The organism is Enterobacter sp. CCUG 70166, from assembly GCF_020224095.1.
GTDB classification, from domain to species: Bacteria; Pseudomonadota; Gammaproteobacteria; order Enterobacterales; family Enterobacteriaceae; genus Enterobacter; species Enterobacter intestinihominis.
This window is the reverse complement of the sequence record NZ_NRIQ01000035.1, coordinates 248716-260883: the sequence shown is the minus strand read 5'-3', so window position 1 is coordinate 260883 and position 12168 is coordinate 248716. Positions and strand designations below refer to the sequence as shown.

Sequence of the window (12168 nt, the reverse complement as noted above, 5' to 3'; positions counted from 1 at the left end):
GGATTGAGCATGAAAAAATTATGTATGGGTCTGTCAGCCGCAGTAGTGGTGCTGGCAACCGGATGCCAGGCGAAAGAACCGCCGACACAGGTTGTTTACCGGTTCGATGATCATCGTTATCTCGAACTGAAAGGCTGGGATTGCGAAGGTGAACTCTGGTTTAGCGATACTAAGAAAGGTATCCATTCACAAATTGCCAGTCAGTTTTATCGAATCTTCACCAAAAAATTCGTGCATCCTTCAGAGCACTATCTTGCTATTCCGTGGTGGGGAAATGTTACTGGTGGTTTTTCAGTATCAAAAGACTATGGGAAAACGTGGGAAAGAGGTGGTGCATCTATGTCACCAGGGAGCAATGAACCTGATGGAAGTAACGCTCCTTATTATGATGATGTCATATCTTTCACCGTCGTCAACGATCAGGGCTTTTTACTGACCAAACACCGGTTGTATATGTCATCAAAGCCATTTGAAGACCCGCGCATTCTGCCCGGTGGGCCGGGGATTGCCTATACCGTGGATGACGGAATGGGAAATAAAGTAAGCGATACGCTGGACCCCCGTTTCCCTGGCTGGGCCTGGGGAATGGTCTATATGACTAAGCAGGGGCTTAAGCACAGCACGCAGCAATTTAAGGCTAACTGGCAAGATTTACCCGACAGCGTACCCGACGTGAAGGGCTATACCGGCTGGGATCATATGCAATGCAACATGGATGCGGGAAAATAGGGAGATAAAGTGATGAAAGGCGTCATTAGGTTAAACGATCCGCTGATAAGCGGAGGAAAAGTCACTAAGGCCTCTGGGGCAGACTTTATGGGTCAGCCCGTGGCCTTGAAAGATGATCTTGTGCAGTGTCCGCTCCATAAAGGGACGTTCGCAATCACTGAATGTCACCCAACCTGGACCATGCATGGCCGTGGGGTTGTGGTAGATGGCTGTCGTGCGGCGTGTGGATGTGAAATCAAAAGTACCTTACCTGTGGCGGGAGCTTCGTAATGCGCGCGTGGTGGTTATACAAAAAACAGCCAGACTCGGTTTCCACTGTGCCAGTCGTCATGATTGTTTTCCTCTATGTGATAGCCGTCGCAATGGGCCTCGCGATCCGGGCTCTCACCTGGCCTGAACAGGAACACGTTACGGTTCTCTTTTTTGTGCCTTCAGTTATTCTGCCCATCTGTGTTGTGTCGTTGTTAGTTTTTACAAGTTTCATATTTCATGACGCCAACATTCATTATGCTGAAACCCGAAAATTCATAGCAAAAGAGCAGGAGATTAATTTAAAGGCGTATGCGCGGAAAAATATGGCTATCGCAGCATGGTCTTCAATAACCCCCCTGGAGCAACCCGCGCTGAATATGTTGAAACTGGAAGGCGAATTTCCGCTGGCACCGAAAACGCCGGTTAATATTCAGCTGGAAGATCGCTTCGACCAGACCAGGAATGAACAGATGTTTTACCGCTTACTGGATCCGATGGCAGAAAAATTGAAGGACTATAACTACCGTATTTTTGAAACCGTTGTCTGGGTTCACGGAGGGAGTGGATCCTGCATTGATGAACTGAGGCGCACTCTGGAGCGGTTGGGTATTGAAACGGCCAGCACGTGTAAAATTGAGTACAGCACAGAATGTCCTGACTACGCGATCGTTAGCCAATGGATGAACTTATCTGATTACAGAGTTGAAAACCGGTTGATTGTTATCGTTCATTTACATGAAGAAAGCGGCGAATCAAAGAGCATGGAAAATGCATGTGCATTCCTGCTGACCAGTCATTATGTCCGGGAGGAGGGCGAAAAACCGGTATATTTATATCAGCCTATGTCTGACGTGACTGATGTAGAGGACAAAATGGCGGTCTTCCTTGAGACGGGTTCGGTACTTACGCCGAAAAATCTCTGGTATACCGGGCTATCCTGTATTGAAAAATATCCATTAATGCAGGCACTGGACAAAAAAGCGCTCACGGTGAAACGGCTGGATATCGATGCCTCTCTGGGCGCAAAGAGTGCCGGGTATCGGTGGCTGGCTCTGGCATTTGCGGCGGATGCGGTAAAATATGCCCAGGGGGAGCAACTGGTAGCATATTCAGACAAAAACAAATTTTGTATTACTGCGCTTTCCTCCATGAAGACAGCTATCCCAAAAAAACTTACCTGGTGTAACTGGAGTAATCCCCTTTATCCTGCGGGGATGGCGGCTTTATTCTGCGTGTTATCCCTCATTGCCTATCGTATCAGTTTCCTGGCGCAAAACGATCCGCCAGCAATCTGGGAACTGATTGCGAGCATAATCATTCCCTTCGTTATTTTTATAGGCCTCGGTAGTTTTGTTTTCATCTCGAAAACGAATGAAGCCTACGAGGACATGGAATACGAATGGAAGCGATAGAAACGAAACAACGTTAATCATGCTATGTGGCTGGTCGCTTAGTTGGCCAGCCTTTAGTTATTTACCCTGTCACTTTTACCGCAGTGGCCGCTATTTTCGCTCTCGCGACGGCTTCGTCCACGTTTTCCCCGGTTGCTAATGCCACGCCCAGACGACGGCTTCCGTCGATCTCCGGTTTGCCGAACAGTCTGACCTGTAAGCCTGCACCAACCGCACCTTCGACGTTATCAAAGGTGACATTCTGGCTGGTCAGCTGCGGCAGGATCACCGCCGAGGCTGCCGGGCCGTACTGACGGATGCCGCCAACCGGCAGGCCGAGGAAAGCACGTACGTGCAGCGCGAACTCAGAGAGATCCTGCGAAATCAGTGTGACCATCCCGGTATCGTGCGGGCGAGGGGAGACTTCGCTGAAGATCACCTCGTCGCCGCAAACAAACAATTCCACGCCGAACAGGCCGTAGCCGCCCAGCGCCAGCACCGTTTTGCGGGCGATCTCCTGCGCGCGTGCCAGCGCCAGCGCGCTCATCTGCTGCGGCTGCCAGGATTCGCGATAATCGCCGTCTTCCTGGCGATGACCAATCGGGTCGCAGAAATAAACGCCATCCACGGCGCTGACGGTGAGCAGGGTAATTTCAAAATCAAATTTCACCACGCCTTCTACGATGACGCGCCCGGCACCGGCACGGCCGCCCTGCTGGGCATAGTCCCAGGCTTTGTCCAGCGTGCTGCTGTCGCGGATAAAGCTCTGCCCTTTGCCAGAGGAGCTCATTACCGGCTTAATGATGCACGGGTAGCCAATCTCCTCTACGGCCTGGAGAAACGCAGCTTTATCCCCGGCAAAACGGTAGCTGGAGGTCGGGAGCTGTAATTCTTCTGCCGCCAGGCGACGAATGCCTTCCCGGTTCATGGTCAGTTTTGCCGCTGTGGCACAGGGCACCACGCGCTGGCCTTCCTGTTCAAGGGCAACCAACATCTCAGTGGCAATGGCCTCAATTTCAGGTACCACGAAATCCGGTTTTTCGTCGGCAATTAACGCCCGCAGGGCATTACCGTCAAGCATATCGATGACGTGCGAGCGATGCGCGACGTGCATGGCGGGCGCATTCGCGTAACGGTCCACCGCAATCACTTCCACACCCAAACGCTGGCATTCAATGGCCACTTCTTTACCCAGTTCACCCGATCCCAACAGCATGACGCGCGTCGCGGCAGGACGCAGCGCGGTTCCTAAACGAGTCATAAAAATCCCCCTGAAAAAGATGCGGGCAGTATAAACGAAAACGTTTGCGTATGTCTTGTATGGCAATAACCGGACACGGGGGAAATTTGCGCTTCTTTAGCACTGACAGACATTTCCTGACACCCGCTCGCTTAGGCTGTGAAGGTTACGCACTGTTACGTGAGGAAAAATATGTCAGGCTGGATGAATCAACTGCAATCCCTGTTGGGACAAAAAGGCTCGTCGTCCGGCGAGCAGGGTCTGAGCAAGCTGCTTGTGCCGGGTGCGCTCGGCGGGCTGGCCGGTTTGCTGGTTGCCAATAAATCATCGCGGAAACTGCTTACCAAATACGGTACCGGCGCGCTGCTGGCGGGCGGAGGGGCTATTGCAGGCTCCGTCTTATGGAACAAATACAAAGACAAGGTGCGCAACGCGCATCAGGATGAACCGCAGTACGGGAAGCAGGTATCGCCGTTAGATTTACGCACCGAGCGCCTGATCCTCGCCCTGGTCTTTGCGGCCAAGAGCGACGGGCATATTGATGCCAGTGAACGTGCCGCAATTGAACAGCAGATGCGGGAAGCGGGCGTTGAGGAGCAGGGCAGGGCGCTGGTGGCGCAGGCCATCGAACAGCCGCTCGATCCGCAGCGTCTGGCGCAAAGCGTGAAAAACGAAGAAGAGGCGCTGGAACTCTATTTTCTGAGCTGTGCTGCCATCGATATCGATCACTTTATGGAGCGCAGCTACCTGAACGCCCTGGGTGATGCGCTGAAGATCCCACAGGACGTTCGTGAGGGAATTGAGCAGGATATTCAGCAGCAGAAGCAGACCCTCGCGGGCTAGAAGGCCATGTTTCGCTTGCATCATACGCGTGTTTTGCCAACCTTATAGGATGTAAAACGAAAAAGTAAGAATGCCATGCCTCCAAAAGCCCGACGTACTCCTTATGCGATCACCACGCATGGCGATACGCGTATCGATAACTACTACTGGCTGCGGGACGATTCTCGTTCCCGGCCAGAGGTGCTCGACTATCTGCACGAGGAAAACGACTATGGCCGCCAGGTCATGGCCAGCCAGCAGGCGCTTCAGGATCAGCTCCTGAACGAAATGGTGCAGCGTATCCCCCAGCGTGATGTCTCTGCCCCGTGGTGCAAAAACGGTTATCGCTATCGCCATATTTATGAGCCGGGAAACGAATATCCCATCTACCAGCGCCAGTCTGTGCTGAGCGCCGAGTGGGACGAATGGGAGAACCTGCTGGATGCTAACAAACGTGCTGCCCACAGTGAGTTTTATACGCTGGGCGGCATGTCCATTTCCCCCGATAACGCCATTATGGCGCTGGCTGAGGATTACCTCTCCCGCCGCCAGTACGGTTTGCGTTTCCGCAATCTTGAAACGGGAAACTGGTATCCCGAAATGCTGGATAATGTCTCCCCCGATTTCGTCTGGGGTAACGATTCAGAAACGGTCTACTACGTTAAAAAGCATGCCTCAACGCTGCTACCTTATCAGGTCTGGCGTCATACGGTGGGGACCGATTCCGCCGACGATGAGCTTGTGTATGAAGAAAAAGACGAGACGTTCTACGTCAGCCTGCATAAAACCTCGTCTCGCCACTACGTGATTATCTTCCTTGCCAGCGCCACCACCTCTGAGGTGCTGCTGCTGGATGCCGAACTGCCGGATGCCCAGCCGTTATGCTTCCTGCCGCGCCGTAAAGATCATGAGTACAGTCTGGATCACTTCCAGCACAGCTTTTACCTGCGTTCGAACCGCGAGGGCAAAAACTTTGGCCTTTATAAAACCAAAGTGCGCGATGAACGGAAGTGGGAAGTGTTAATTCCTGCGCGCGATCAGGTGATGCTGGAGGGGTTCACCCTGTTTACCGACTGGCTGGTGGTGGAAGAGCGTCAGCGCGGACTGACCAGTATCCGCCAAATCAACCGCAAAACCCGCGAAGTGGTGGGCATTGCGTTCGATGACCCGGCTTACGTGACGTGGATCGGCTTTAACCCGGAACCGGAATCGTCCCGCCTGCGGTACGGCTATTCGTCAATGACTACCCCGGACACGTTGTTTGAGCTGGATATGGACACCGGGCAGCGTCAGGTGATTAAACAGGCTGAGGTCCGGGGATTTGAGTCGGAAAATTATCGCAGTGAACACCTGTGGGTGACCGCGCGCGACGGCGTTGAAGTCCCCGTGTCTCTCGTCTACCACAAGGATCACTTCAACAAAGGTAAAAACCCCATCCTCGTCTACGGTTACGGCTCCTACGGATCCAGCATGGACGCCGATTTCAGCAGCAGCAGGCTGAGCCTGCTCGACCGCGGTTTTGTTTATGCGATTGCCCATATTCGCGGCGGCGGCGAGCTGGGTCAGCACTGGTATGAAGACGGAAAATTTCTCAAAAAGAAAAATACCTTCAATGACTACCTTGATGTCTGCGATGCGCTGATCGCGCAGGGTTATGGCGATCCGCAACTCTGCTTTGGCATGGGGGGCAGCGCCGGAGGCATGTTAATGGGAGCCGTGGTAAACCAGCGGCCTGAACTGTTTAAAGGCGTTATCGCTCAGGTGCCGTTTGTGGACGTGGTGACGACCATGCTGGACGAAACCATTCCGCTGACCACCGGGGAGTTTGAGGAGTGGGGGAACCCGCAGGATGAAACCTATTACCGTTACATGAAAGAGTACAGCCCGTACGATAACGTCGAGGCGAAAGCCTATCCGCATATGCTGGTGACCACCGGCCTGCACGATTCCCAGGTGCAGTACTGGGAGCCCGCGAAATGGGTGGCGAAGCTGCGTGAGCTAAAAACTGACGATAATCTGCTGCTGCTGTGTACCGATATGGACTCGGGGCACGGAGGGAAATCAGGGCGATTTAAATCCTATGAAGGGGTGGCGCTGGAGTACGCCTTTTTGATTGGCCTGGCGCAGGATACGCTGCCAGGCCGCGCGGGAACTCAGGCTTCGCCTAAATAATGCTTCAGCGTCAGGCGCAGTTCCGGGCTCATTCTGTCGAGGTTGTTGTACAGCCAGCGCAGATAGCCCGGATCGTTGTCCGCCACTTCCGATACCGGTTTTCCACGATATTTACCGAACGTGAAGGTGGTCAGTAGGGCGGGGCGGCCGGTAATGGTCGCCATATCGTCCGGCGTCCAGCCGGAAGTATTCATGATATCAATCAGGAGCGCTGCGGTGATGTAGCAGTCATAGAGGGCGCGGTGATGATGCAGTCCTTCCGGCGTCCGCACGCTTAGTTTGCGCGACTTATACAGCGCCATATTGCTGTATTTGATCCCCGGCCACAGACGGCGCGCCAGCTTCATGGTGCAAATCCATTCACCGGGCATCTCCGGCAGCACGCGGCGGTCAAAGCTGGCGTTATGGGCGACATACCACTGGCTACCGTGGTAAAGAGGGATGATCTCTTCAATCCACGGCTTATCCGCCACCATCGATTCCGTAATGTGATGAATTGCCATCGCCTGCGCACTGATGGGACGGTCCGGGCGCACCAGGTGGCTCATTGGATTGACTATCTTTCCGTCAACCACGTCGACAGAGGCGACTTCCACAATTCCACCCTGCAAATCGCAGGTTTCGGTATCGATAACGCGCAGCATTGATCGCTCCTGATCCTAAAATGCCTAGCCTAATGGAATGATATCCCCTTGCCAACCCTGTCGGCCCAAAGAACCGGTTAACAGCAACTCTCCCTTATCGGCACGCACGATCAGCTGACCTTTTTCATCCCATAACGCGCTACCGCTGCGCGCGTTCGCCATTAATACCGCGATGGCGTACTTATGCGCGAAGCGTTGTAACGAACTGATGGATTGCCGCCAGCGTTGCTCACCCACCGCCAGGCTGCTGGTGAATAGTGTTGCCTCTGGGTCCAGTTCCGGGGCGTCAGCCTGATTATCAACGATGGTTAACCGTTTATTGCCAGGAATAACACCCGCACCGTTACCCTGCGGATAACGCCGGATGGTCGACAGGTTAGGGGTGAAAAGCGCGAGTCCTTTCTGTTGCTGGAGCGTAATACCGGCAATCACCGTGATGAAACGTGACTGCGCCGCGTGAAGGAGGGGGGCAAGCTGCAAATCGTCGGGGGGTGGGGGTAAGGTTGTTCCGCCAGGGCCGGTAAGCGAAAGCTCCGGAAAGACGACTAAATCGCACCCATGCGAGGCAGCCTCGGCAATAAAGTGCAGGTGATGTTTTACGTGCTCATCAACACAGTTGTGCCGCGGAGCATACTGAGCCGCGGCAATAGTCCATCGTGACATCGTGACTTCCTTATACACTAAGTCGCTGGGATTTTAAGATTACACCTAAATTTATCAGGGTTTTCTTATCCTGCCACATAACGCGTAAGGAAGTGTAACGGGACGTTAAGCTTATTTAACTTTAGGTTCGTACGGCAGGCGCGAGAGATTAACGGAGGCGAGGCGATGCGCAATAAGACGTTCGCGGAACCAGTCGCGCAGATGCGCGGGTTGTTCACGCTCTACCACTTCAGCCACGACGGGCATGTTGTAACGCTCTTTGAATGCGACCCCCGCGGCGGCGAGATCGACATTCACTTTGTCCATCTCGTCCTGAGGAAGGGCGGCCAGGTTAACGTTCATTTCCTTCTCCTTTTTCTGCGGCGGCAACGTTACCGCGATTGTTCAACGATGACAAGGGAGCAAAGGATGTTCCTCGACTCGTTAATTATACAGAGTTATTCTTTAGCATTCAGGCATAACGAAAAGGAATGATTGTGATGCACTTTACCCCTTCCCGCGTCGCGTGTGCGCTGGTGTTTCTGCTCTCTTCGGCAATCGCGCCATCAGCTCTGGCCCATGCGCACCTTAAGCAACAATCCCCGCAGGAAAATACCGTCGCGACGGCACCCGACGTCATTACCCTGAATTTCTCGGAAGGCATTGAACCTGCCTTCAGCGGCGTCGTGGTGACGGACGCGCAGCAGCACAAAATCCAGACCGGCGCGGTGAAGCGTGACGAGAAGGATAACGCAAAGCTGATTGTTCCTCTTGAGAAACCGTTGACGACCGGCATCTATACGGTGGACTGGCATGTGGTCTCCGTGGACGGCCACAAAACCAAGGGCAGCTATCACTTTAGCGTGAAATAGTATGCTGGCCCTGAGCTACGTAGCGTTTCGCTTTATCCATTTTGTTGCGCTGATACTACTTTTCGGCAACGCGCTATACAGTGTCTGGTTTGCACCGTCTTCGTTGCAGCGCCTCATGACGCAGCGTTTCCAGCGCCAGCAGAATATCGCGGCCTTAATCAGCCTGATGGCTGCTCTGCTGATGTTCGGCCTGCAAAGTGGGTTAATGGGCAATGGCTGGGGTGATGTCATTCGCCCGGCGGTCTGGCGCAGCGTGCTGGGCACGCAGTTTGGTGGCGTCTGGCTGTGGCAAATGGTGCTGGCCGCTGTGACCGCGGGTGCTGCATGGCTTACCCCGCAAAAGGGCTCACGGCTGTTACTGCTCGCGATGGGGCAACTGGTGCTGCTGGCGGGCGTGGGACATGCCGCGATGAACGGTGGCGCGCCGGGTGCGTTGCATCGTCTGAACCATGCGATTCACCTGCTCTGCGCCGCCACCTGGGTGGGCGGTTTACTGCCGCTGCTGTTCTGTATGCGGCTGGCGAAAGGCCGCTGGCAGCCAGCCGCTATCTTTACCATGATGCGCTTCTCCCGCGTGGGGCATTATGCCGTGGCGGGCGTGCTGCTGACCGGGATAATCAATACGCTCTTTATTGTGGGCATAGACGTGCCGTGGGAAGCGCCTTATGTACGGCTGTTGTTGTTTAAATGTGCGCTGGTCATCATGATGGTGGCAATTGCGCTGGCGAATCGGTATTTTCTTGTACCACGCTTTCGCCCTGATGCCGGGCGGGAACAACAGATTTTTATCAGGATGACACAGGCAGAAGTGGTGCTGGGCGCGCTGGTACTGGCGGCCGTCAGCCTGTTCGCGACCTGGGAACCCTTCTGACAAGGTTTAATAACTTATGAAAAAGACACTGCTTTCTCTTTTACTTCTCACCTGTGCCAGCAGTGCGCTGGCCGCGCCGCAGGTCATCACCGTCAGCAGGTTTGAAGTGGGTAAGGACAACTGGGCATTTAATCGTGAAGAGGTCATGCTCACCTGCCGTCCCGGTAACGCGCTGTATGTCATCAATCCCAGTACGCTCGTGCAGTATCCGTTAAATGACGTAGCGGAGCAGCAGGTTGCCAGCGGGAAAAGTAACGGACAGCCTGTCAGCGTGATCCAGGTGGATGACCCGGCAAACCCCGGGCAGAAGAAGAGTCTGGCACCGTTTATTGAGCGCGCTAAAAAGCTCTGCTAGCCGTCAGGTTTCCAGTAAAAAAAACCGCAGGTGCTTGTAAAAGCTCTGCGGTTTTTCACATTTAGTGATGTTCTGACGCTTTTTTTCAGACCACTTTTACTGTGGACTGGAAAACCTGACGTCGTCATCTATTCTTAAAGGGCAAGGCGATTGAGCCTGCATTAATGCCAACTTTTAGCGCACGGCTCTCTCCCAAGAGCCATTTCCCTGGACCGAATACAGGAATCGTATTCGGTCTCTTTTTATCTGCATGAAAATAAACGATAAAATCCGGTTTTCGTCTCAGCAGAAGGTTCACTTCCTGTGCGCCTGCTTCAAACATACCACAACCCGGCAGGCGTAAGTCCAGTCCTTTTTGGCTGTTTTGTTAAATTTTTGTTTGTATTTTGCCTGAGACGACTGCGGGATCAATGCGCGCATGTACGGAAGCCGCAATATCATCAAGTAACGCAAAGCGGCGACGGTATTCGGCGCGTTTTTTGCTGGCAATCTCCTCCAGTGCTTTACGCTCCATCTGGAGCGGCAACTGCCAGCAGAAGGCGGAGAGTTTCTTTCCGTTCAGGCCTTCCCAGAACTCGTCGTAGCTGGCGTGAAAATGACGCCCTTTACTCAGACGGTAGCGCAGCGCGCGGAAAACATGGCCTTCATCGCTGACGGCAAAAATCGCGCTGATGTTCGAGCGTGAGGCAAGCTGGAAGATCACCTCCATCAGCACGCGTTTCGGGAAAAGCCCATGGCAGGCACGGGTAGCCTGCTTAATCACCTCCCGTGAAACATGACGACGGGGACCCTGGAGGCCGCCGATCACCAGCACCATACGGCCGTTACTGCGTGCGACACAGAACGTCAGGCTGGCAAGCAGCGTGTTGTCATTGTCATGCAGCCAAAGCGTGCTTTCGCCTTCACGTTCAGCCTTACCTGCGGACGAGGCGTGGACGGTATAAATTTCGCCGTTTTTTGCCTCGAACCGGACAACCGGCACCTCTTGCGGATTAGTCAGCGCGTGGGCGAGGGCGGTATTTGTCAGACTATCAATCCACTGATAGTGGCTGACGATAGCATCGGCCCGGTCGTTTGAGTTCAGGCCACGCATCAGATACTGGCGGTGAGTTTTGCTCGGCAAGGTAATTTGAGAGGTGAGCAGCCTGTCGAAATCATCGCGCCCGGATAGCGCCTCCAGCATGCGATGGGTGGAGGACCAGAATAAAAGCGAGCGCAGAAGGAACTTTAACCGGTAATCACGTTTGTGCCAGATTGGGCCGGGAACGCGTTTCCCTCTCACCAGTTCAGAAATAATATTTGTGCGATGCGGATAAAAAACATCGTTTTGCAGGTATATGTTTGACACGTGAAAATCCCTCTTTTTATTCCGCATTATTTTAAAGGCCAGGGAATAAGGGATTAATAGCGCAGCGATCTTTATTTCCGGCTGGTTTATGGTTTGTTTGGATTCGCGATATCCAACGCCAGCGCATGACATTTTCTGTGGCAGCTATACTTCTTACAGGAGGCGTTATGTATCAGAAAATAGAGGGAGAACACTGGCGTCATGTCTGGGTTGTCAGCGATATTCATGGTTGCTATCAGTGGCTTATGGATGAGCTTAAACGACGGCATTTTAATCCTGATGCGGATCTGCTTATCTCGGTGGGGGATATTATCGACCGCGGTCCCGACAGCGTGAAATGTTTACAGTTGATGCAGGAAAAGTGGTTTTATGCGGTACGCGGTAATCACGAGCAAATGGCGTTAGATGCGCTTGAAAATAATGATTTTAGTCTCTGGTCGATAAATGGCGGTAACTGGTTTACCGGCTTACGGTCGCTCAACAAAAGCAGGCGAAGGATTTACTCGACGCGTGTCGGGACTTACCGCACATTATTGAAATAACCTGCAAAAACGGTCTGAACGTGATTGCTCATGCGGATTATCCCGCCGCCGAATATGCCTGGCATAAGCCGGTAGATGCCCAGCGGGTGCTGTGGGATCGCGACCGGTTAATGGGCTTTATGGTGGGTAGAGGGCAGGGCATTAGCGGTGCGGATCACTTCTGGTTCGGACATACGCCTGTGGACAAGCGCTACGATTTCAACAATCTGCACTACATTGATACGGGAGCGGTGTTCGGGGGCTTTCTGACGCTGGCGCAGCTTCAGTAATAAATAACCCGCCTTCGGG

14 protein-coding genes and 1 pseudogene are annotated in these 12168 nt (G+C 53.4%); 9 read left to right on the top strand and 6 right to left on the bottom strand.

The features are described from left to right. The first annotated feature begins 9 nt into the window (after positions 1–9). Genes CKK19_RS15440 through CKK19_RS15430 form a run of 3 tightly spaced genes read left to right on the top strand, consistent with a single transcriptional unit; the run spans position 10 to position 2393 of the window. The gene (locus CKK19_RS15440) at positions 10–729 is read left to right on the top strand and encodes a hypothetical protein (protein ID WP_063853561.1); all 720 of its coding nucleotides are present in this window, start codon (positions 10–12) and stop codon (positions 727–729) included. Between the two features lie 12 nt (positions 730–741). Next, complete coding sequence (locus CKK19_RS15435; RefSeq protein WP_074174391.1) at positions 742–999, top strand: PAAR domain-containing protein; 258 nt, start codon at positions 742–744, stop codon at positions 997–999. Continuing rightward, entirely contained in the window at positions 999–2393 is a 1395-nt protein-coding gene (locus CKK19_RS15430; RefSeq protein ID WP_063853560.1) for a hypothetical protein, read from the top strand. Before CKK19_RS15435 ends, CKK19_RS15430 begins: the two co-directional genes overlap by 1 nt. A gap of 61 nt (positions 2394–2454) precedes the next feature. Here the strand turns inward: CKK19_RS15430 and purT are convergent, their stop codons facing one another. Next, a complete protein-coding gene (gene purT, locus CKK19_RS15425; protein WP_063162943.1) occupies positions 2455–3633 on the bottom strand; it encodes a formate-dependent phosphoribosylglycinamide formyltransferase in 1179 nt (392 codons plus the stop codon). A 171-nt stretch (positions 3634–3804) separates the two neighbouring features. Here purT and CKK19_RS15420 point away from each other — a divergent pair, with 171 nt between their 5' ends. Further along, entirely contained in the window at positions 3805–4455 is a 651-nt protein-coding gene (locus CKK19_RS15420) for a tellurite resistance TerB family protein (protein WP_022648470.1), read from the top strand. 75 nt (positions 4456–4530) lie between these two features. Then, positions 4531–6606: an oligopeptidase B gene (gene ptrB, locus CKK19_RS15415; RefSeq protein ID WP_063853559.1), complete on the top strand. Its 2076-nt coding sequence runs from the start codon at positions 4531–4533 to the stop codon at positions 6604–6606. Here ptrB and exoX read toward each other — a convergent pair. From exoX to CKK19_RS15400, 3 genes are all read right to left on the bottom strand, one after another. Beyond that, positions 6588–7250 carry an exodeoxyribonuclease X gene (exoX, locus tag CKK19_RS15410; RefSeq protein ID WP_063853558.1) on the bottom strand — a complete coding sequence of 221 codons (663 nt, stop codon included), beginning with the start codon at positions 7248–7250 and terminating at the stop codon, positions 6588–6590. The two genes, ptrB and exoX, sit on opposite strands and share 19 nt — an antisense overlap. A gap of 24 nt (positions 7251–7274) precedes the next feature. Then, positions 7275–7913: a nitrilase-related carbon-nitrogen hydrolase gene (locus CKK19_RS15405; protein ID WP_023300434.1), complete on the bottom strand. Its 639-nt coding sequence runs from the start codon at positions 7911–7913 to the stop codon at positions 7275–7277. A 111-nt stretch (positions 7914–8024) separates the two neighbouring features. Beyond that, the gene (locus tag CKK19_RS15400; RefSeq protein ID WP_003859784.1) at positions 8025–8255 is read right to left on the bottom strand and encodes a DNA polymerase III subunit theta; all 231 of its coding nucleotides are present in this window, start codon (positions 8253–8255) and stop codon (positions 8025–8027) included. A gap of 137 nt (positions 8256–8392) precedes the next feature. On the opposite strand from CKK19_RS15400, the gene yobA reads away from it, so the two are divergent. The 3 genes from yobA to CKK19_RS15385 are packed head-to-tail and all read left to right on the top strand — an operon-like array spanning position 8393 to position 9990. Next, positions 8393–8764, top strand: a complete 372-nt coding sequence (gene yobA / locus CKK19_RS15395; RefSeq protein ID WP_063853557.1) for a CopC domain-containing protein YobA — start codon at positions 8393–8395, stop codon at positions 8762–8764. A gap of 1 nt (position 8765) precedes the next feature. Continuing rightward, entirely contained in the window at positions 8766–9635 is an 870-nt protein-coding gene (copD, locus tag CKK19_RS15390) for a copper homeostasis membrane protein CopD (protein ID WP_063853556.1), read from the top strand. A 16-nt stretch (positions 9636–9651) separates the two neighbouring features. Next, complete coding sequence (locus tag CKK19_RS15385) at positions 9652–9990, top strand: YebY family protein (RefSeq protein WP_022648464.1); 339 nt, start codon at positions 9652–9654, stop codon at positions 9988–9990. Positions 9991–10114: 124 nt separating this feature from the next. On the opposite strand, the gene CKK19_RS15380 is transcribed toward CKK19_RS15385, so the two are convergent. Both CKK19_RS15380 and CKK19_RS15375 read right to left on the bottom strand, forming a co-directional pair. Then, positions 10115–10312, bottom strand: coding sequence for a hypothetical protein (locus CKK19_RS15380; protein WP_032609507.1), 198 nt, complete (start codon positions 10310–10312; stop codon positions 10115–10117). A gap of 45 nt (positions 10313–10357) precedes the next feature. Next, entirely contained in the window at positions 10358–11338 is a 981-nt protein-coding gene (locus CKK19_RS15375; RefSeq protein WP_063853555.1) for a VirK/YbjX family protein, read from the bottom strand. A 167-nt stretch (positions 11339–11505) separates the two neighbouring features. Here CKK19_RS15375 and pphA point away from each other — a divergent pair. Beyond that, positions 11506–12149, top strand: a pseudogene (pphA, locus tag CKK19_RS15370) (protein-serine/threonine phosphatase). Positions 12150–12168 lie beyond the last annotated feature (19 nt).